Origin of the sequence: Streptomyces sp. NRRL F-6492 (genome assembly GCF_001280125.1) — a bacterium.
Classification (GTDB): Bacteria; Actinomycetota; Actinomycetes; order Streptomycetales; family Streptomycetaceae; genus Streptomyces.
On sequence record NZ_LGEG01000204.1, the window covers coordinates 68967 to 89053 of the forward strand.

The following is a 20087-nucleotide window of genomic DNA, read 5'->3' on the forward strand; positions in this document are numbered from 1 at the left end:
CCGCGATCCGTTTCGCCCGCTATTGGCCGGTTATACGAGGTTCATGACTTCCGCTCCCGACCTCGACGGTCATGACCCTGCCGACGGAACCGTGCGGCGGGCGCTGGAACGCGTCCTGCCGTCGGCCTCGGGCCCCGGCAGGGTCCTCCGGGCCATGGATCGCGTGGAGCGGTCCACCGCCCTCGACGGGCCGGCCGGACGCCTCGGCCGCGTGGTCCGGGCACTCCCCCTGGGCCGGGCGAGGGACGTGCTGCACGGACGTTGGCTGGGCCACCCCGTCCATCCGGTGATGGTGCAGGTGCCGATCGGCGCCTGGTTCTCGGCGGCGGTGCTCGACGCGGTGCCGGGGCAGCGGCGGGCGGCGGGCGCGCTGATCGGCGTGGGGCTCGCGGCCGCGGCTCCGGCGGCCGTGGCGGGCTGGGTCGACTGGGCCGAGCTGCAGCGCCGCCAGATGCGGGTCGGGCTGGTGCACGCGGCGGTGAACATCACGGGAGTGGGGCTCTACACGGGTTCCCTGGTCGCCCGGGTGCAGGGCCGCGCCGCCCTGGGCAAGGCCCTGGGACTCGCGGGTCTGACCGTCGTCGGCGTCGGCGGCGCGATCGGCGGCCACCTCGCCTACCGGCAGGCTTCGGGCGCCAACCGCACCGCGTCGGTGCCGGACCTGGTGGAGCCGGGCTGGCACGGGATCGGGCCGATCGCGGACCTTCCGCTCGGGCGGGCGGCCCGGCGGCACGTCGGCGACGTGGCCGTCCTGGTGGTGCGCGAGAGCACGGACCGCGTGCACGTCCTGGTGGATTCGTGCAGTCACGCGGCCGGTCCCCTGTCGCGGGGCACGATCGAGGACGGCTGTGTGCGCTGCCCGTGGCACGGCAGCGTCTTCCGCCTGGAGGACGGCTGGAACGTGCGCGGCCCCGCGACGGCCCCCCAGCCCGTTTTCGACACGCGCGTCGTCGACGGCCGCGTCGAGGTGAGGCTGCGCGCACCGGAGGCGGAGGCCGCGGCCTCCCCCTCCCCCGACCGGGCATGACGTCTCCCTCGCACGGAACGAGGAGCGTCGTCGCGCACACGGCCACCGTCGGGTCCTCAGGAAGCCGGACGCGCGTGCCGTCCGGCCCGTGACCCCGCGTACGCGGCGATACGGAGTGACCGGAGGCGGTCGACGGGGTGGAAGTCCGGCAGGAGGGCGAGATAGGGGTCGAACGCGTCGCCGTCCGGCGAAGGCCGGGACGCCTCCCCGTGGAGGGTGAGCCGGGCCAGGGGCCGCCAGGATCCGGCCGCCCCGAAACAGAGCTGGAACACCATGGGCCGCCCGGCAGTGACCGCTCCCACCGCCCCGGGGTCGGCGGGAATCCTCCGGGTTCCGGGCGCCGGGAACGCGGCCACCACCCCCTGCCGCCCGCCGACGGCGTACGGCAGGAGGGTGGAGTACGGACCTGCCGTGGCGGACGTGCGAGGGAGCGGTACGTGGCGGGTCCAGCGGCCTCGGCCGCCGGTCGTGAGGAGCAGGTCCAGGAAGCGGCCCGGCCCGCCCGCGTCCTGGACCCTCACCGCGAGGCCCAACCCGTCCGGCAGGGGGTGCGGCAGCCCGGCGCCCCGGGACCAGCGGGCCGTCACCGCGTAGGAGCCGGGCACGTCGAGCCACGGCACGTCCCAGCGGTCCCGGCGGCCGGGTACGACGAGGTGTCCCGTGAGGGCCGCTCCGCGGGGGTGCAGGGCCGGCCGGTTCCCGCGACGGCGGGCGGCGGCCCGTGCGGCACGGAAGGCGAGGCGGTCGAGGCGGTCGAGGCGGTCGAGGGAGTCCATCCGACTGTCCGTTCCTGTTGTCGACGGTGATGCGGGCGGAGCCCGACACCACCGTCGTCTGCCCAGGATCGCGCCGGTCGACCGGATCGCCCCGGGCGTGATCGGACGGGGGCGGGCGCTCCCGTCGTCGGCGGTCTGCGGGGCCCGTACGCAGTGCGCGCTGTGCGTTCCCGCGTGTGCGCCGTGCGTTCCCGCGAGCAGGGTGTCGAACAGCGGGGGAGGCCGTTCACGGCGCCGCACCCGGCGTCGTGGTCGGTCCGTCGAACGGCTCTTGTTCAGGCCTTGCGGGCCAGCAGGTGGATCTCCTGGAACTGTCGCCGGTCGGTGGGCCGTGGCTCGCGGACCATCCGGGCCGTTTCGGCGAGGCCGGACTCGCGCAGCGTCGCGGCGAGGTGATCGGGCCACCACCGGTGGGCCGGCGCGACCGCGTGGTCGAAGACCTGCGTCGGGTGCGACGGTCCCTCGCTCCCCGAGAAGGCGATCAGGAGATGGCCGCCGGGCGTCAGTACGCGGTGGAACTCCGCCAGGATCGCGGGGAGTTCGTCCGGCGGGATGTGGATGACGGACCAGCGCGAGAGCACGCCGTCCAGCGCGCCGTCGGCGATGTCGAGGGCGGCCATCGAGCCCACGTCGAACCGCAGGCGCGGGTGGGCCCGGCGGGCCAGTTCGATCATCGCGGGAGACGCGTCGACGCCGGACGCCGTCAGTCCCAGCCCGTCCAGGTGGGCGGTGACGTGGCCGGGCCCGCATCCCAGGTCGGCGACCCGGCCGTCCCCGTGCACGCGGACGACCTCGGCGAAGGCGCCCAGGAACGCGCGGTCCAGGGGGCTGTCCCGCAGGGTGTCGCGGAACATCCGCTCGTAGGTGGAGGCGACGGCGTCGTAGGCCTCGCGGGTGGAGGCGTGGGCATCGTGATCGGGCATGCCCGCGACAGTAGTTCCCGGGCGGGGGGTGAAGCACGGGGGCCTCCCGGCTCCGGCGCGGACGTCCTGCTCCGCGTCGGAGCCGGGAGGCCCCGGCCCCCGTCGTGCCTCAGAGGGCGCCGACGATGTCCTCGACCCGGGCCTTCGCGTCGCCGAAGAGCATCGAGGTGTTCTCCTTGAAGAAGAGCGGGTTCTGCACGCCCGCGTATCCGGAGGCCATCGAGCGCTTGAACACGATGACCTTGCCGGCCTCCCAGACGGTGAGGACCGGCATGCCGGCGATCGGGCTGCCGGGGTCCTCGGCCCCGGCCGGGTTGACCGTGTCGTTGGCGCCGATCACGAGGACGACGTCGGTCGCGGCGAAGTCCTCGTTGATCTCGTCCATTTCGAGGACGATGTCGTACGGCACCTTGGCCTCGGCGAGGAGCACGTTCATGTGGCCGGGCAGGCGGCCGGCGACCGGATGGATGCCGAACCGTACGTCGACGCCCTTGGCGCGCAGCTTCGAGGTGAGCTCCGCGACCGGGTACTGGGCCTGGGCGACGGCCATGCCGTAGCCGGGCGTGATGACCACGGACCGGGCCGAGCCGAGCAGTTCGGCGGCGCTCTCGGCGGTGATCTCGGTGTGCTCGCCGTAGTCGACGTCCGAGTCCGACGGCGCCTCGATGCCGAAGCCGCCGGCGATGACCGAGAAGAAGGAGCGGTTCATCGCCTTGCACATGATGTAGCTGAGGTAGGCGCCGGACGAGCCGACCAGCGCGCCGGTGATGATCAGCAGGTCGTTGCCGAGCAGGAAGCCCGAGGCGGCCGCGGCCCAGCCGGAGTAGCTGTTGAGCATCGAGACCACGACCGGCATGTCGCCGCCGCCGATCGAGGCCACCAGGTGCCAGCCGAGGGCGAGGGCCAGGACCGTCACGGCGATGAGGAGCCACAGCTCCGGCGTGATCACGAACCACACCGTCAGGGCGACGAACAGGGCGAGCGAACCCAGGTTCAGGATGTTCTTGCCCGGGAGCACCAGCGGCTTGGAGTCGACCTTCGCGGCGAGCTTCAGGTACGCCACGACGGAACCGGTGAAGGTCACCGCGCCGATGAACAGGCCGATGAACACCTCGGCGTGGTGGATGCCGAGCGTGCCGAGGGCGTCCAGGGCCTTCGCCTCGTGGCCGTCCGGGTCGTACTCGACGTTCAGGAAGCCGTTCCAGCTGACCAGGACGGCGGCCAGACCGACGAAGGAGTGCAGCAGCGCGATCAGCTCGGGCATCCCGGTCATCTCGACGCCGCGGGCCCGCTGGAGGCCGATCAGCGCGCCGACCAGCATCGCGACGCCCATCAGGCCGAGGCCCGCGGTGCTGACGTCGCCGTCCACCGCGAGCACGACCGTCGCGACGAGCGCGACGCCCATGCCGAGCATGCCGAACGCGTTGCCGAGCCGTGCCGTCTCGTGCTTGGAGAGTCCTGCCAGCGCCAGGATGAACAGCAGCGCGGCAACAAGGTAGGCCGCCTGTGCGGCAATGGTCGCAGACATGTCAGCTCCGGTTGAACATGGCGAGCATGCGACGCGTCACCGCGAAGCCGCCGAAGACATTGATACTGGCCAGGAGGATCGCCACGGACGACAGCACCGTGACCGCCGTGCCGGTGTGGCCGATCTGCAGGAGCGCGCCGACGACGATGATCCCGGAGATCGCGTTCGTCACCGACATCAACGGTGTGTGCAGGGCGTGGTGCACGTGGCCGATCACGTAGTAGCCGATCACGATCGCGAGCACGAAGACCGTCACGTGGGGCAGCAGCGCCGCCGGCGCGAACGCGGCGGTGAGGAAGAGCGCCAGGGCGCCGAGGGCCACCCCGCCGAACTTCTGCCTCGCCGTCATCGGCGCCTTCTTCGGCGCGGGCTCCACCACGGCGGCGGGCGCGGGGGCCGGGGCCGCCGACACCTGGACCGGCGGGGGCGGCCAGGCCGACTCGCCCTTCCGTACGACGGTGATCGAGCGCTGTACCGGGTCGTCCCAGTCGAGGACGAGGCGGGCGTCCTTGTCCGGCGTCATCAGCTTCAGCAGGTTGACCAGGTTCGTGCCGTACAACTGCGAGGCCTGCGCGGGCAGTCGGCCCGCGAGGTCGGTGTAGCCGATGATCGTCACGCCGTTCTCCGTGACGGTCCGCTCGCCCTTCACGGTGCCCTCGACGTTGCCGCCGTTGGCGGCCGCCATGTCGATGATCACCGAGCCCGGCTTCATGCCCGCCACCATCTCGGCGGTGATCAGCGTCGGCGCGGGGCGGCCGGGGATCAGCGCGGTGGTGATGACGATGTCGACCTCGCGGCACTGGGCGGCGTAGAGCTCGGCCTCGCGCGCCTTGTAGTCGTCGCCCATCTCCTTGGCGTAGCCGGTCTTCGAGACCTCGGTCTCGGGGGACTCGATCGACAGGTACTCGCCGCCGAGGGAGCGGACCTGGTCGGCCACCTCCGGCCGGGGGTCCGTGGCGCGCACGATCGCGCCGAGCGAGCCCGAGGCGCCGATCGCCGCCAGGCCGGCGACGCCGGCGCCCGCGATCAGCACCTTCGCCGGCGGCACCTTGCCCGCCGCGGTCACCTGGCCGGTGAAGAACCGGCCGAACTCGTGCGCCGCCTCGATGACGGCCCGGTAGCCGGCGATGTTCGCCATCGAGGACAGCACGTCCATCGACTGGGCCCGGCTGATGCGCGGCACGGCGTCCATCGACAGGGCGGTGAAGGGGCGCCGGCCCAGGTCCTCGACCATCGCCGGGTCGAAGGCCGGGGCGAACAGGGCGATCACCGTCGCCTCCGACCGGACCCGGTCCAGCTGGGCCGGGGCCGGGGCGTTGACCCCCAGCACCACGTCCGCCGCCACCGCGTCGCCGACGGTGGCCCCCGCGGCCTCGTAGGCGCCGTCGGTGAAACCGGCCGCGACGCCCGCGCCGGGGTCGACGACCACGCCGTACCCCAGTTTGCGGATCTGTTCGACAGTGGCCGGCGTGGCCGAAACGCGACTCTCACCTGCCCGCGCTTCCTTGAGGACTCCGACAATCACGAGTGTTCTCCGTTCGCTGCTCTGGCCGTCAACGGCGTGTTCCGACTCGATCAGAAGTGCGCCCGCGATGGTCCGGAGCACGCCGCTCAGCTTGACGCCGAGACCCCTCCTTGAACAGCACCCACTGGTGAGGCACACGCAACACTTGACGGGCCCGGGTCCCGTACCCCAAGGAACGGCGTACGGGCGTCGTGGCGCGGGGAGCGGAGCGGGCTCAGTGCTCGCAGAGGGAGAATTCCCGCTCGTAGAGCTGCTCATTGTGTTCGTCGACGAAGAACTTGCGTTCCCGCATGAGCTGCTCGCGGTATTCCCGGGCCTGTTCGAGCGTCATGGTCGAGGTGTCGGACCACGGCTGCTGAGGCGGCACGTCGGAGGTCGAGACGATCCTTTCCGACGGGTCGACCAGGAAGAAGGCGAGGATCTTGCGGTGTCCCGGGCGGGTGGGGTCCGCGAGGCGGAACGGGTCGACGCGGTGTTGCAGGACGTTCGGGAACGCCAGGCAGCGGCCCGCCGGGGTCGACGCCGATCCCAGCGTCTGGTTCAGCGCGTCCTCGTCCTCCAGGCCGTAGACCTCGCGCAGGCCGTTGTCGTCGTTCTGCGCGTAGCTCGGATCGTCGAGGGCCGCCCGGAAACCCAGCCGGCTTTCGGTGATGTTCTCGCTGTCCCAGTAGTAGATGCCGGTCGAGACGATCCGCTCGTTCAGCATTCCCTCGACGTGCCAGGAACCGCCGGAGTACTCGGGCTTGTCCGGGGTGAGGTGAAGGGTGGCGAGCTTGACTATGACCTGGAGGCGGCGGCCGCGCAGGTCGATCCGGGCGGATTCGCCGGGCGCCGGGGGCGGGGTGAAGGCCGGGGCGTCCGGGACGACCGGGAGGCGGTTCTCCCACCAGTCCTCGTGAGCCTCTCCCCACGCGTCGAGGGCTTTCTTGTAGGCCATGTCATCACCGTAGGAGGATTCCTCCGGGTACTTCGGCTCCGAGTCGTACCAGCCGTAGGGATCGGCCTCGATGCGCGGGGGCCGCGGATGGCGCAGGTCGGTGAGCACGTTCTCCCACAGCGGGAGCATGCGCGCGAACAGTTCCGGCAGGACGGAGGCGAGTTCGCGATGCTTCTCGGGGTGGACGTTGTTGACGTACGAGCGGAAGGCGACGGCGCCGTCCTCGCTGACGTCGACGTCCGTGGGCAGCCACTGGAACTCCTCCGAGAACTCGTACTTCGTGTAGGAGTTCGCCGGATTCCGCCAAGCGCTTTCGGGTGCGCCGCTCGCCTCTCTCACCAGGCAGAACAGTGAGGGGTGAACCAGATCCAGCACCTGGCCGTCGGATCCGGGGTGCCAGTCCCTCTCCGCTTCGGGGACCTCCTCCAGAACCCGGACCGCCTCGCGCAGCCGGGACCTGAGCCCGTCGTCGACCAGGGCGTCCGACTGCCACACCCCGTCGACGGCGGACACCTCGATGCCGGTTCGCCCGTCCCGCAGCGCGGCGTAGTGCGCGAGTTCGGCGAGCACATAACGAACCTGTGCCTCGGTGAGCCCCTGGTCGATCGCCTCTCGCGTCCATCTGGCGACGATGTCGGGGTCGTTCATCTTGTCGAACCATTCCGGCTTCGACCGAATGAGCGCGCTGCACCGCATCATCTGGAGTTCCCGCAGTGTTCGGGGCGCCGAATACCGCGCGACACGGGACGTGTGAAAGGGAAGCGGGAAAGCGGACAGGGCAGACAATTCTTTCGGTCCTCCGAGTCGGTGTGCGGTGGCGGGAACGATACTTCAGCGCACTGACACCGCCGACGGCACGCGTTCCCGCCCCTCCGGGGAGGACTCCGCGGACCGGGACGCGTACGACGACGGCCCGGTGAGGGGGTGGCCCCTCAGATGCCGGTGGAGAGGGCCACGTGGCGCCACTGGTCGAGTTCGCGTCGCACCAGGTCCAGCTTCGCCTCGACGCGCTCGACCGCGTCCGCGCCCAGTTGCAGGCGCAGCGGCGGCTCGGCGGCCTCGGTGACGTCGACGACGGCCTTCGCCGCCTTCGCCGGATCGCCCGGCTGGCGGCCGTCGTTCCGGGCCAGTGCCTCGCGCACCGGCCCCGCGCCGACGGCGTAGTCGGCGATGGAGGCCGGTTCGACCCGCATGCTCGACGCGCCGAGGAAGTCGGTGCGGAACCCGCCGGGCTCCACGATCGTGACGTGGACGCCGAGCGGGGCCAGCTCTCCGTGCAGCGCCTCGGAGACGCCTTCGAGGGCGAACTTCGACGCGCCGTACAGGCCCGTCGCCGGTGCGGTGGCGAAGCCGCCCACGGATCCGATGTTCAGGACGTGTCCCGACCGCTGGGCGCGCAACGTCGGCAGGGTCGCCCGCAACGTGTTGAGCACGCCGAAGACGTTGACGTCGAACAGGGCCCGCGCGGCCTCGTCGGAGACCTCCTCGATCGCGCCGACGAGGCCGTAACCGGCGTTGTTGACCACGACGTCGATCCGGCCGAACTTCGCCAGGCCGGCCTCCACCGCGGCCGTCAGCCGCTCCGGTTCGGTCACGTCCGCGTCCACCGCCAGCAGTCCGTCCGGCACTCGCGGATACGCGCGGAGGACCGCTGACGCGTCCCTCGCCGTGGCGATCACGCCGTGGCCCCGGTCCAGCGCCTCCCGAGTGATCTCCGCGCCGAGTCCGCGCGACGCCCCGGTGACAAACCAAACGCTCATGTTCTCCCCTGTTCGGGCGGCCCCCTCGGCCGACGGACCGACGCTAGATCCTAGAGTCGGGTCTAGATCAACAGTTGTGCGAGGGAGGGGCGTTCATGGACCTGAGCATCGGTGAGGTGGCACGGCGCAGCGGACTGAGCGTGCACGCGCTGCGGTTCTACGAGCGGGAGGGCCTTTTCGCCAACCCGGTGCGCCGTCTGTCCAACGGCCGCCGGGTCTATCACGAGGAAGACCTGGAGTGGCTGGCCGTCTGCACGAAGCTGCGCTCCTCCGGCATGCCCCTGCCGATGATCCGGCGGTACGTCGAGCTGGCCCGGCAGGGACCGGGCAACGAACACGAGCGCCTCGCACTGCTGCGCCGGCACGAACACCACGTGGAGGCGCAGATCCGCGAGCTGCGTGACACCCTGGACGTGATGCGGTACAAGGTGCGCGTCTACGAGGACCACGTCGCCCGCGGCGAAGCCGACCGGCTCTGGAATCCGTCCCGCCCGGATGCCGCGCGGTCCGGCACCCACCAGGAGTGCCGTCCGCCGGAGGTCACGTGACCGTCCGGCGACGACCCGTGCGAAGTCGGCCGCGGCATCGGAACCGGGCCGGTCACCGCCTCCTGCGAGGCGGTGACCGGCCCGGTGTCGTTCATGCCCGGGGCGTGGTCCGTCCGGAGGCGGACCCTAGGGGTGTCCGGAAGGTCCTGTGCGGTGTCCGCGGTGTCCGGTGCGTGCTGTCGGCACGCCGGGCGGAAGCGCTCGTACGGGACGTACTCGGGCTTTCGCCCGGCCGTGCGGGACTCTCCGGACACCTCCTAGGGGGCCCACGGTCCGAGCGCGTCCTTCATGGCGTCCGTCATCGCGAACTGGAGCAGCGGGCCGTAGGTGATCCGGCCGACGCCGAGGCGGCGGAAGCGTTCGAGGTCGTGCTTGACGGGGTGGGCCGTGGAGTTCACGGGAATGCCGACGGCGCCGATCACCGCCTTGAGCAGGTCGTCGTCGTCCTGGATCCCCACCGGGTAGACGCTGTCGGCACCGGCCCGCTCCAGGGCCCGCAGCCGCTCGATCGCCTCGTCGAGGACGCCGGAGGCGTCCTCCGCGTGCAGGAAGAGGTCGGTGCGTCCGTTGACCCAGACCGGGACCCCCGCGTCGTCGGCCGCCGCGCGCAGGCCGGCGACGTAGTTCGCGTGCTCCTGCGTGTCGCGCACGCGTCCGCCGTCCGAGTGGTCGGTGTCCTCGACGTTGAGACCGACGCCGCCGACCTCGACGAGTCCGGCGATGAGGTCCGCGGGCTTCTGGCCGTACCCGGCCTCCAGGTCCACGGACACGGGGACGTCGACCGCCGCGATGATCGGCCTGACGGCGGCGAGCACCTCCTCGAAGGTCTGTCCCTCGTGGTCGTCGGCCCCCCGGGAGTCGGCGAGCGGATGGCTGCCGACCGTCAGCGCGGGGAACCCGGCGTCGGCCGCCGTCCGCGCGGACCAGACGTCCCAGACGGTCGGCAGTACGAGCGGCTTGTACTCGGCGTGAAGCTGCTTGAGGCGCTGGGCGCGCTCAACAGTGGTACGAAAGTCCATGTCGAGGACGCTACCCCCGGATCGCCGCGAACAACGTGCCGACGGGCACCGATCGGTGACGGAATGGCGTGATGCGGGTCCTCGGCGCCCCGCCCGGTGACCGTCGCCGTCGCGCCGGGCCGGGCCGGGCCGCGAGGGGGCAGCCGCGGTTCAGCGCCTGTTGCCCCGGGCCTTCAGCGGGGTCGTCGGGAGTTCCGGGGCCGGGAGGCGGTCGCCCGGGTAGCCCTCGACCTCGCCGAAGCGGTCGGAGGCGGCCGCCCAGTCCTCGCGCGCCCGCCTGATCTCGGCGTCCGTGCGGCCGACGAAGTTCCACCACATGACGATCTCCTCCTCGAACGGCGGCCCGCCGAGCAGGACCGTGCGGGCCGGGGCGTCCGACTCGTTGGTCAGGGTGAGGGTGTCGGAGCCGGGGGCGGTGTAGCCCAGTTCGGCCGGGCGCAGGAGGGTTCCGGCCAGGCGGACCTCTCCTTCGTCGACGAGCAGGCCGTGCTCGAAGGCGGGGTCCGTGGGGAGCGTGACGGTCGCCCCCGGGTCGAGGAGGAGTTCGGCGCCGAGCAGCGGGGTGAAGGTCCGTACCGGGGAGGTCTCGCCGGCCAGGGAGCCGAGGAAGACCCTGACGTCCGCCCCGTCGAGGCGGAGGGTCCCCGGGACGTGGTGCTGGAAGTCGCGGGCGGTGTCCCGGTGCTCCGCGGGGAGGGCGACCCACAGCTGTACGCCGTGCAGGAGCGTGGTACGGGCGGTGGAGACCTCCGAGTGGCTGATGCCGTGGCCGCCCGTCATGAGGTTGAGTTCACCGGGCCGTACGAGCGCGTGGCTGCCCAGGCTGTCGCGGTGCTCGATCTCGCCGCTGAACAGCCAGCTCACGGTCTGCAGGCCGATGTGCGGGTGCGGGGCCACGTCCATGCCGCCGGACCGCGCCACGTCGTCGGGGCCGTAGTGGTCGGCGAAGCACCAGGCGCCGATGAGGGTCCGGGTCCGCTGCGGGAGCGTGCGCCGTACGGTCATCGCCCTCGGGCCGCCCAGGGGGACGTCCCGCGCGGACAGCACCTCGACCCCGGACCCCGTCTCCGCCTTGCCGCTCATCCTCGACCCCTCCGCAAGCTTATAGTTTCATTTTAAACAATCATGGACGATGATAGCTTCCGCAGCCGCGGGAATCCCGGAGAAGGAGTGCGCAGTGAGCGACACGGCAGGAGCCCCCACGGCCGGGCGGATCCACCTCGACAAGCAGAGCCCCCAGGCCTATCACGCCCTGGTCCGGACGGCCGAGGCGGTCCGGACGACGGCCGCCGACGCGGGGCTCGACCGGCTCCTGGTGGAGCTCGTCAACCTCCGGGTGTCCCAGATCAACGGCTGCGCCTCCTGCCTCGACGTGCACACCCGGGCCGCCCTGCGCGCCGGCGAGACGACCCGCCGCCTCGGCGTGCTCGCCGCCTGGCGGGACACCGGGCTCTTCACGGCGCGCGAGCGCGCGGCGCTGGCCCTGGCCGAGGCCACCACCCGCCCCGCCGACGCCCTCGCGCAGGAGAGCGCCTACGCAGACGCCCGCCGGGCCCTCGCCGACGACGAGATCTCCGCCGTCATCTGGGTGGCGATCACGATCAACGCGTTCAACCGGGTGTCGATCCTGAGCAAGCACCCCGTGCGGGACGCCTCCCCCGGGGCCTGAGGGGTGCGGTCCGCCGGGCAGGCCTTAGGGTCGACGGTCGGCGGACGACCGCGCGGATTGGCGGTGTGACCGGGCTCACGTGCTTTCTTCGGAAGCGGTGTAGACCGTCGAGGCCGTGCCAGGCGTATGCCCGGTGAAGCGAGAGACCCGGGAGTTGCCGTTGACCGTCGAAGAGTTCGAAGCGTTCTACGTCCAGTCGGTCGGGCGGCTCACCGGACAGCTCTACGTCATGCTCGGCGATCTGCAGGAGGCTGAAGACGTTGTCCAGGAGGCGTTCATCAAGGGCTGGAACCGGCGGCGTCAGCTGGACGGCGACAGCGGACCGGAGGCGTGGATCCGCACGGTCGCCTGGCGCCTCGCCGTGAGCCGCTGGCGCTTCCGGAGGCGTACGGCCGACGCCTGGAGCCGGCGGGCGGCCCCGGCCGACACGGCCGGGCCGGGGCCGGAGCACGTGGTCCTGGTCGACGCCCTGCGCACCCTGCCGGCCCAGCAGCGGCGCACCGTCACCCTGCACTACCTGTGCGACCTCACCGTCGAGCAGATCGCGGGCGAGACCGGGCTGTCCACCAGCACCGTCAAGACCCACCTCGGCCGGGGGCGCACCGCCCTCGCCGACCGGCTCAAGGACACCGAGCAGGAGGCCGGATCCCGGTGAACGACCCCACCGATCCCTCCCTGAGGGCCCTCTTCCGGGCCGCCGCCGACCACGGCAGCCGGGAGGCCACGACGCTCCCGGTCCGCCAGGTCGTCGAGCGGGGCAGGCGGGCCCACCGGCGCCGACTGGCCCTCGCCACGGCCACGGCGGGCATCGTGGCCGTCCTCGGCACGGCGACGGCCGTCTCGCTCGCCCCCGGACCCGCCGGGCCCGCCCTGCCCGCGACGAGCCCCTCCGCGCCCCTGCCCGGCCCCAGCTCCTCCGACCTCCCGGGCCCTTCGCCCCGGGAGACGGAGAACCCCACTCCGCCGCACCCCGGCGGCACGACGACGGAGGGCCTGCGGACCTACCCGCCGACGAGCCCCGACGGATCGGCCTCCACGACGCCCGGCGCCCCGGGGACGACGACGGAGCAGGGCACGACGACGGAGCCGGCGACGGCGACGACCACGACGCAGGGCTGACCCGCCCGCCTCCCCCTTCCCCCTTCTTTGCTCTTTTCCGGACGAGCCCGGTCCACCGACCGGCCGCGTCCGTGCCACCGGGACGGCCCCGCACCCACCCACCGGGCCGTCCCGCCCTTCCCCGCGCCCCCGCGGCGCCCGTACCTCCCCACGGGCGTGCCCGCGCGTACCCGCGTCCTCACGGAGAGACCTCACCCATGGCGATTTCGGCACCGCCCTCCCCCGGGCACACCCCCGTACGGGCGCGCTCCGCCGCGCCCCCGGCGCCCGGGGAAGTCCCGTCCGGGGTCGCGCCGACCCGTCTCCGCCCCCGTCTCCTCCCCCGTCTCCGTCCCGCCGACCGCGAGGTCCTCTGGCTGTACCTGCTGACGCGGGCGGCCGTGTGGACGACCGCGTACTGCACCCGCTGGCTGTTCCCGGCGTCCGGTGACGCCCGGGTGCCCGAGCCGGTCCTCGCGCCCTTCGAGCGCTGGGACTGGGGGCACTTCCTGAACATAGCCAGGGACGGCTACTTCCCCGGCGGGCCGGGCGAGGGGGACAACCGGGAGGCGTTCTTCCCCGGCCTCCCCCTGGTCCTGCGCGCCGTGCACGTCCTCGTGCCCCACTGGACCGCCGCCGGGCTCCTCGTCTCCCTCGCCGCCGGGGCCGTCGCCGCCGTGGCCCTCGCCCGCGTCGCCGAGCTGCACCTGCCCGGTTCCGGCGCGGGCCGCCGCGCCGCCCTGTTCCTGCTGGTGTCGCCCTGCGCGGTCTTCCTGGCCGCCGGATACAGCGAGGCCCTCTTCCTCGCCCTCGCCCTGCCGGCCTGGCTCGCGGCCCGGCGGCAGCGGTGGCTCCTCGCCTCGGTGCTCGCCGCCGGCGCCACCACCGTCCGCATCAGCGGCCTCTTCCTCGCCGCCGCGCTCGCCGTCCTCCTCCTGACGACGCGGCGGGACGAACGGACCGGCCGGAAGCGCGCCGCCGCCTGGCTCGTCCTCCCCGGGCTGCCCGCGCTCCTCTACTTCTGGTACCTGTACGGGCGGACCGGCGACCCCATGGCGTGGAAGCACGCGCAGGAACGCGGCTGGTACCGCCACTTCCGCGCCCCCTGGGAGGCCTGGTCGCAGACCTGGCACGAGGCCTTCGACCACACCCAGGCCACCGGCTACGCGGCCCAGTTCCAGGCGGACCTGCTCGCCATGGTCCTCGGCCTGCTGCTGCTCGGCGTCCTCGTCGTGCGGCGCCGCTGGCCGGAGGCCGTGTACATCGCGCTGACGCTGTGGGCGCTCGGCACGTCGTACTGGTACATGTCCGTCGCCCGCAGCACCCTGCTGTGGTGGCCGCTGTGGGTCGGCCTCGCCGTCTGGAGCGTGCGCCGGCGGTGGGTGACGATCGCCTACCTGTGTCTGGTCGCGCCGCTGAGCACCGTCCTGGCGATCACGTTCATGTCGGGACGCTGGGCGGGCTGACGGCCGGGGAGGGGCCGCCGCGCACGTGGTCGCGCAGGGCGGCGAGGGAGACCTCCTCCAGGCTCTCCGCGAAGACCCGCCCCGGCCCCGGCTCCACCGGGAGCAGGGAGGGGACGACCAGGACGACGCAGCCCGCCGCGTCGGCCGAGGCGGTCCCGTCCGGCGAGTCCTCGACGGCCACGCAGGCCGTTACCGGAACTCCCAAGCGGTGGGCGGCCGTTCGGTACGGGTCGGGGTGCGGCTTCGTACGGGCGGTGTCGTCGGCCGAGAGGGTGAAGACGAACGGGACGTGGGCGAGCGCGCCGCCGGTCACCGAGTCGACCACCGACCGGGGGGAGGCGCTGACCAGGGCGAACGGCACGCCCGCGGCCTCCAGTTCGGCAAGGAGCCGTCCCGCGCCCGGGCGCAGCGGGGCGCCCGCGTCGACGCGCCGCCGGAACGCGGTGGTGAGCGCGGAGGCGACGCCCGCCGCCTCCGGCGTGCCCGTGGTCCGTACGAGGTGGGCGGCGGTGTCCTCGACGGCGCGGCCGACGACCTCGGGGGCGTCGGCGGCCGTCAGGTGGTGGCCGAGCCGGGCGGCGACCTCCTCGGCGGCGTCCCACCAGAGGGTCTCGGTGTCGACGAGGGTGCCGTCCATGTCGAAGAGGACGGCGGCGAGTTCGGTCACTCCGCCGCCCTCGCCACGACCAGGGCCGGGTGGCGGACGACGCCGAGGGCGACGCGTGCGCCCGGGGCGAGGGCGCCGGCGTCCCGCGACGGCAGGTCGGCCTTGACCGGCGTGCCGGCGTGGTCGAGGTGGACGCGGGTGACCGGGCCGAGGAAGGAGGTGGAGACCACCGTCGCGTCGCCGTCGGGGTCCTCGGTCACGGTGAGGTTCTCGGGGCGGACGAGGACGTCGACCCCGGGGCCCTTCGGGGCCTCGCCGTCGACGGGCAGCCGGGCGCCCGCGACCTCGACGAGCCCGGCGCCCGCGAGGCGGCCCGGCAGCCGGTTCATGGTGCCGACGAACGAGGCGACGAACGCGGTCGCGGGGCGCCGGTACAACTCGGCCGGGGTCGCGCACTGTTCGAGGCGTCCGGCGTTGAGGACGGCGACGCGGTCCGCCATGGACAGCGCCTCCTCCTGGTCGTGGGTGACGAAGACCGTGGTGATGCCGAGGTCGAGCTGGAGCCGCCGGATCTCCTCCCGCAGGCTGAGCCGGACCTTGGCGTCGAGCGCGGAGAGCGGTTCGTCGAGGAGCAGGACGCGGGGGCGCAGGGCGAGGGCGCGGGCCAGGGCCACGCGCTGCTGCTGGCCGCCCGACATCTGGTGCGGGTAGCGGTCGCCGTGCTGCGGCAGGCCCACCAGGTCGAGGAGTTCGGCGGCGCGGGCGTGCCGCTCGGCCGCCCGGGCCTTCCGCACGCGCAGGCCGAAGGCGACGTTGTCGCGGGCGGTGAGGTGGGGGAAGAGGCTGTACGACTGGAAGACCATCCCCGCGTCGCGGCGGTTGGCCGGTACGTGGGTGATGTCGGTGCCGTCGACGAGGACTTCGCCCGCGTCGGGCCGTTCGAAGCCGGCGAGGACGCGCAGGGCGGTGGTCTTGCCGCAGCCCGACGGGCCGAGCAGGGCGAGGAGTTCGCCCGGTTCCACCGTCAGGTCGAGTCCGTCGAGGGCGGTGGTGGGGCCGAACGAGCGGCGCAGGCCGCGGAATTCGACGCGGGCGCCGGTGACGGGGGCGGTCCCCGTCCGTTCCGCTGTTGCTGAGGTCATGGCGGGTCAGGACTCCTTGGGGGAGGTGCGGCGGGAGGTGCGACGGGGAGTGCGGGCGGTGCCGGGCGCGCCGGTCGGCGCCGTTCCCGCCCGGGACAGGACGAGCAGCAGGACCCAGGTGACGAGCAGGCTGAGGAGGGAGACGGCCACCGACATGCGGGCCTGGGCGCCGGAGATGGAGACGATCCACACCGCGAACGGCCGGAAGCCGAGGAGCGAGGCGACGGTGAACTCGCCGAGGACCAGGGCCAGGGTGAGGAAGGCGGCGCCCGCGAGCGAGGGCCGCAGGTTGGGCAGGATCACGCGGACCATCACGTACGTCCGGCCCGCCCCGCAGTTGCGGGCGGCCTCGACGAGGGTGGGGACGTCGACGGCGCGCAGTCCGGCGTCGAGGGAGCGGTACACGAACGGCAGGGCCATGACCGTGTACGCGAGGACCAGGACGACGGGGAAGTCCTCGTTCTGGACGGCGAGGAACGTCTGGTAGAGCGGGGTCCGCGAGAGGTGGTCGGGGCCCCAGCGCAGGACCGTGCCGACGCCGGTGACCAGGGCGATCGGCGGCACCACGAGCGGCAGGGTGCACAGCACCTCGATCACCGGGCGCAGCCGGGGCGCGCCGAGCCGTACGGCCACCAGGGCGGGCACGGCGAGCAGCAGGGACAGCGCGATCGTTGCGGCGGCGAGGCCGAGGGAGAGCAGCAGGCTGCTCAGGAAGCCCTCGGCGCCCAGGAGTTCGGTGTAGGCGGCGAAGGAGACGCCCTGGCCGGGGGTGTGGACCGTGAACACGAACGAGGCGATCAGCGGGACCAGGAAGTACGCGCCGCCGAGGCCGAGGACGAGTCCGCGCCACACGCGGGGACGGCGGCGGGGGCGCCGTACGGGAGCGGCGGGCCGGTCCGCCCTCGCCCCGGCCTCCGGCGCGGTGTCCGGGGCGGTGGGGGTCATCGCAGCCATCGGGCGCTCCTGCGCTGGAGGGGGAGGTAGACGGCCATGACGAGTCCGGCGACGAGGATCATGTCGAGGCCGAGGGCGAGGGCGACGTTCTCCTGGCCGACCAGGACGTTCCCGGAGAGCGCGTCGGCGATCTTCAGGGTGACCAGGGGGACGGAGCCGCCGACGAGCGCGGCGGCCGTCGCGTGGGCGGCGAAGGCGCTGCCGAAGAGCAGCACGAACCCGCCGAGCAGCGAGGGCGCGAGGACCGGGAGGCCGACGTGGCGCCAGTACTGCCGTCCGCCGGCGCCCGCGTTCCGCGCGGCCTCGCGCCACTGGGGCCGCAGGCCGTCGAGGGCGGGGACGGTCACCAGGACCATCAGCGGGATCAGGAAGTACAGGTAGACCACGGTGAGGCCGGTGAACGAGTACAGGTTCCAGCCGAGGGAGGTGAGGTCGGCGAGCTGGGTGACGACGCCGGAGATGCCGAGGGTCGCGATGAACGCGAACGCGAGCGGGACGCCGCCGAAGTTGGCGAGGACGCCGGAGGCGGTGAGGACCGCGCCGCGCAGGGCCCGGGAGCGGGAGGTGACGACGGCCTGGGCGACGAGGAGGCCGAGGACGGAGCCGAGGAGCGCGGTGAGGGCGGAGAGCTGCACGCTGCCGATCAGGGAGCCGAGGTAGGGGCCCTGGAGGGAGCGGCCCAGGTGCTCGCCGGTCGGCGCGGTGGCTCCGGTGGCCGGGTCGGTGCGGGTCACGGCCCCGTAGAGGAGGGCTCCGAGCGGGAGTCCGAAGCAGAGGGCGGTGAAGGCGATCAGCGGGAGGGCGGCGAGCCAGGGGCGGGGGCCGCGCCGCCGGCGGCGGGGGCCGCCGGCGGTTCCCGTGGCGGGAGCGGCCTCCGTCGTGGAGGCGGTTCCCGTGGTGGGGGTGGAGGAGGCGGAGGGCATCAGGAGACGGCCTTGTCCCACTTCTCGGCGAGGGTGGCCTTGGCCTTGTCGAGTTCGGCGGAGGACGGGAAGGAGGGGGTGCCCTCGACCTTCGGGAGCTTGGCGACGAGCGTCTTGTCGGCGGTGCCGTCGGCGGTCATGGCCGGGAGCAGGACGGGGCGGGCGTAGCCCTTGAGCCAGAGGTTCTGGCCCTCGGCGCTGTAGAGGAACTCCATCCACAGGCGGGCGGCCGCCGGGTGCGGGGCGTCCTTGTTGATCGCCTGGGAGTAGTACTGGGCGTAGACGCCGTCGGTGGGGACGGCGACCTTCCAGTCGACGCCCTTGGACCTGAACTGGTCGGCGTAGCCGGCGTTGAGGTAGTCCCAGTCGATGCTGATGGGCGTCTCGCCCTTCTCGACCGTGGCCGGGGTGGACTCGACGGGGATGAGGTTGCCGCTCTTCTTCAGCGCGCCGAAGAAGTCGATGCCGGGCTGGACGTCGGCGAAGGAGCCCTTGTTGGCGAGGGCGGCCGCGTAGACGCCGCCGAAGGCGGAGCCGGACTTGGTCGGGTTGCCGTTGAGGGCGACCTTGCCCTTGTACTCGGGCTTGAGGAGGTCGGCGAAGGTCGTCGGGCAGTTCGGGATCCGCTCGGCGTCGCAGCCGATGGAGACGTAGCCGCCGTAGTCGTTGTACCAGCGGCCGGCCTCGTCCTTCTGGCCCGCCGGGATCTTGTCCCAGGCCTCGACCCTGTACGGGGCGAAGAGGCCCTCCTCGGCGCCGCTGCGGGCGAAGGCGATGCCGAGGTCGAGGACGTCGGGGGCGCGCTTCTGGCCCTTGCGGGACTTGACGGCGGCGATCTCGTCGGCGCTGGAGGCGTCCGGGTTCTCGCTCTCCACCTCGATGCCGTACTTCGTCTCGAACGCCTTGATCAGCTCGCCGTAGTTGGCCCAGTCCGGCGGCAGGGCGATGACGTGGAGCGCGCCCTCCTTCCTGGCCGCCGCGGTGAGGGCGTCCAGGCCGCCGAGGTCCTTGGCGGAGGCCGCGGTGGCGGCCTTCGCGCCGTCGCCCTTCGCTCCGGCCTCGCCCTCGGGGGCGGCGCCGCAGGCGGTGACGGTGGTGAGGACGACGGCGCCGAGCAGGACGGCGGCACCGCGGACGGGGGTTCTGTGCACGGGTTCTCCCGGGAGCGAGGGTGGAACTTGTCTGGACAAGACGCCCCCAGTTCGCCCGGGTGTCCTGTCCGGCGGGTGAACGGCGCGTGACGGGCCCCCCACGCCTTCCGGAAGAGCCGGTGGTGGTTAATACCTGGTGAACGCAGTGGAGTTGGGATGCTCTCGTGAAGCCTCCCCGTGTCCGCGCCCCGGGTTAGGGTGGGCGGGGAACGGCACACGCCGTGACCGGGTGTGCGCAGCCACGCGCGAGAAGGGGGAGGCCGTGCCGGCGCTCTACGTGGAGATCGCGGAGGGACTCCGCCGCTCGATCCTCAGCGGCGAGTACCCAGTGGGCGCCCGTCTGCCGTCCGAGAGCGACCTGGCCGTCCGCTGGTCCGCCTCGCGCGGCACCGTGCGCCAGGCCGTCGCCCTCCTCACCTCGGAGGGACTGATCGGCTCCCGTCAGGGCGCCCGCCGCATCGTGCTCCGGCGCGAGCGGCGGCACAGCTTCGCCGAGCTGCACAGCTTCGCCCAGTGGGCGCGGGCCATGGGCTACCGGGCGACGAGCCGCTTCCTGCACCGCGAGCGGCGCCCCGCCACCCCCGAGGAGGCGCGGCGGCTGGTCCTGCCGGAGGGGGCCGGGGTCCTCGACGTGCTGCGGCTGCGGTACCTGGACGGCGAGCCGGTGATGGTGGAGCGCACCGCGTACGCGGCCTGGGTCGCCCCCGCGGTCGAGGCCCTGCCGGTGGACTGCGCCTCGATCATGGACAGCATGGCCGGGGAGGCCGGGATCGTCGCGCACTACGGCGAGCACCTCATCGACGCCGTGCCCGCCGGCAGCGACGACGCCCGGCTGCTCCGCGTCCGCCGGGGCAGCCCCCTGCTGCGCCAGCGCCACCTCACCAGCAACCCGGACGGCCGCCCCATCGAGTGGACCGAGGACCGCTACCGGGCGGGGAGCGTCACCTTCAACGTGAGCAATTCCGTCGGTACGGCCCCGCTGGTCCGGGACCCGGGCGCGCTCCTCCTGTAGCGCCCGTCACGGTCGGCGCGGG

20 protein-coding genes are annotated in these 20087 nt (G+C 73.2%); 7 read left to right on the plus strand and 13 right to left on the minus strand.

Translation table 11 applies throughout. The annotated features are described in order from the left end of the window. Window positions 1–43: 43 nt before the first annotated feature. A complete protein-coding gene (locus tag ADL08_RS15445; protein WP_053643175.1) occupies window positions 44–1027 on the plus strand; it encodes a Rieske 2Fe-2S domain-containing protein in 984 nt (327 codons plus the stop codon). A gap of 56 nt (window positions 1028–1083) precedes the next feature. On the opposite strand, the gene ADL08_RS15450 is transcribed toward ADL08_RS15445, so the two are convergent. The 6 genes from ADL08_RS15450 to ADL08_RS15475 form a co-directional block, all read right to left on the minus strand. Beyond that, the gene (locus ADL08_RS15450) at window positions 1084–1803 is read right to left on the minus strand and encodes a hypothetical protein (RefSeq protein WP_053643177.1); all 720 of its coding nucleotides are present in this window, start codon (window positions 1801–1803) and stop codon (window positions 1084–1086) included. A gap of 275 nt (window positions 1804–2078) precedes the next feature. Next, the gene (locus tag ADL08_RS15455; protein ID WP_053643179.1) at window positions 2079–2726 is read right to left on the minus strand and encodes a class I SAM-dependent methyltransferase; all 648 of its coding nucleotides are present in this window, start codon (window positions 2724–2726) and stop codon (window positions 2079–2081) included. 109 nt (window positions 2727–2835) lie between these two features. Next, window positions 2836–4254: a Re/Si-specific NAD(P)(+) transhydrogenase subunit beta gene (gene pntB / locus ADL08_RS15460; RefSeq protein WP_053643181.1), complete on the minus strand. Its 1419-nt coding sequence runs from the start codon at window positions 4252–4254 to the stop codon at window positions 2836–2838. 1 nt (window position 4255) lies between these two features. Beyond that, the gene (locus ADL08_RS15465; RefSeq protein WP_053643258.1) at window positions 4256–5779 is read right to left on the minus strand and encodes a Re/Si-specific NAD(P)(+) transhydrogenase subunit alpha; all 1524 of its coding nucleotides are present in this window, start codon (window positions 5777–5779) and stop codon (window positions 4256–4258) included. A gap of 214 nt (window positions 5780–5993) precedes the next feature. Beyond that, a complete protein-coding gene (locus tag ADL08_RS15470) occupies window positions 5994–7502 on the minus strand; it encodes a DUF4246 domain-containing protein (RefSeq protein ID WP_078967931.1) in 1509 nt (502 codons plus the stop codon). 146 nt (window positions 7503–7648) lie between these two features. After that, window positions 7649–8476: an oxidoreductase gene (locus ADL08_RS15475; protein ID WP_053643185.1), complete on the minus strand. Its 828-nt coding sequence runs from the start codon at window positions 8474–8476 to the stop codon at window positions 7649–7651. Window positions 8477–8571: 95 nt separating this feature from the next. On the opposite strand from ADL08_RS15475, the gene ADL08_RS15480 reads away from it, so the two are divergent. Continuing rightward, window positions 8572–9024, plus strand: a complete 453-nt coding sequence (locus ADL08_RS15480) for a MerR family transcriptional regulator (RefSeq protein ID WP_053643187.1) — start codon at window positions 8572–8574, stop codon at window positions 9022–9024. A 257-nt stretch (window positions 9025–9281) separates the two neighbouring features. On the opposite strand, the gene ADL08_RS15485 is transcribed toward ADL08_RS15480, so the two are convergent. Then, window positions 9282–10043, minus strand: coding sequence for an isocitrate lyase/PEP mutase family protein (locus ADL08_RS15485; RefSeq protein WP_053643188.1), 762 nt, complete (start codon window positions 10041–10043; stop codon window positions 9282–9284). 150 nt (window positions 10044–10193) lie between these two features. Next, complete coding sequence (locus ADL08_RS15490) at window positions 10194–11126, minus strand: pirin family protein (RefSeq protein ID WP_053643190.1); 933 nt, start codon at window positions 11124–11126, stop codon at window positions 10194–10196. A gap of 49 nt (window positions 11127–11175) precedes the next feature. On the opposite strand from ADL08_RS15490, the gene ADL08_RS15495 reads away from it, so the two are divergent. The 4 genes from ADL08_RS15495 (at window position 11176) to ADL08_RS15510 (ending at window position 14276) form a co-directional block, all read left to right on the plus strand. After that, window positions 11176–11712, plus strand: coding sequence for a carboxymuconolactone decarboxylase family protein (locus tag ADL08_RS15495; RefSeq protein ID WP_078967932.1), 537 nt, complete (start codon window positions 11176–11178; stop codon window positions 11710–11712). Between the two features lie 160 nt (window positions 11713–11872). After that, window positions 11873–12367 carry a SigE family RNA polymerase sigma factor gene (locus tag ADL08_RS15500; protein ID WP_053643194.1) on the plus strand — a complete coding sequence of 165 codons (495 nt, stop codon included), beginning with the start codon at window positions 11873–11875 and terminating at the stop codon, window positions 12365–12367. After that, a complete protein-coding gene (locus ADL08_RS15505; protein ID WP_053643197.1) occupies window positions 12364–12831 on the plus strand; it encodes a hypothetical protein in 468 nt (155 codons plus the stop codon). The genes ADL08_RS15500 and ADL08_RS15505 overlap by 4 nt, the downstream gene beginning before the upstream one ends. Window positions 12832–13028: 197 nt before the next feature. After that, on the plus strand, window positions 13029–14276 hold the full coding sequence (locus ADL08_RS15510) for a mannosyltransferase family protein (RefSeq protein ID WP_078968474.1): 1248 nt from the start codon (window positions 13029–13031) through the stop codon (window positions 14274–14276). Here ADL08_RS15510 and ADL08_RS15515 read toward each other — a convergent pair. From ADL08_RS15515 to ADL08_RS15535, 5 genes are read right to left on the minus strand one after another with little or no spacing between them, the layout of a single operon-like run. Continuing rightward, window positions 14251–14943, minus strand: coding sequence for an HAD family hydrolase (locus ADL08_RS15515; RefSeq protein ID WP_267889569.1), 693 nt, complete (start codon window positions 14941–14943; stop codon window positions 14251–14253). The two genes, ADL08_RS15510 and ADL08_RS15515, sit on opposite strands and share 26 nt — an antisense overlap. After that, window positions 14940–16025, minus strand: a complete 1086-nt coding sequence (locus tag ADL08_RS15520; RefSeq protein ID WP_053643199.1) for an ABC transporter ATP-binding protein — start codon at window positions 16023–16025, stop codon at window positions 14940–14942. The genes ADL08_RS15515 and ADL08_RS15520 overlap by 4 nt, the downstream gene beginning before the upstream one ends. Before the next feature lie 6 nt (window positions 16026–16031). Beyond that, window positions 16032–16979, minus strand: coding sequence for an ABC transporter permease (locus ADL08_RS15525; RefSeq protein ID WP_053643202.1), 948 nt, complete (start codon window positions 16977–16979; stop codon window positions 16032–16034). After that, window positions 16967–17902, minus strand: a complete 936-nt coding sequence (locus ADL08_RS15530) for an ABC transporter permease (RefSeq protein WP_053643204.1) — start codon at window positions 17900–17902, stop codon at window positions 16967–16969. The genes ADL08_RS15525 and ADL08_RS15530 overlap by 13 nt, the downstream gene beginning before the upstream one ends. Further along, entirely contained in the window at window positions 17902–19020 is a 1119-nt protein-coding gene (locus ADL08_RS15535) for an ABC transporter substrate-binding protein (RefSeq protein ID WP_199837017.1), read from the minus strand. The genes ADL08_RS15530 and ADL08_RS15535 overlap by 1 nt, the downstream gene beginning before the upstream one ends. Before the next feature lie 295 nt (window positions 19021–19315). Between ADL08_RS15535 and ADL08_RS15540 the strand changes: the two genes are divergently transcribed. After that, window positions 19316–20065, plus strand: a complete 750-nt coding sequence (locus ADL08_RS15540) for a GntR family transcriptional regulator (RefSeq protein ID WP_053643262.1) — start codon at window positions 19316–19318, stop codon at window positions 20063–20065. The last annotated feature ends 22 nt before the right edge of the window (window positions 20066–20087 follow it).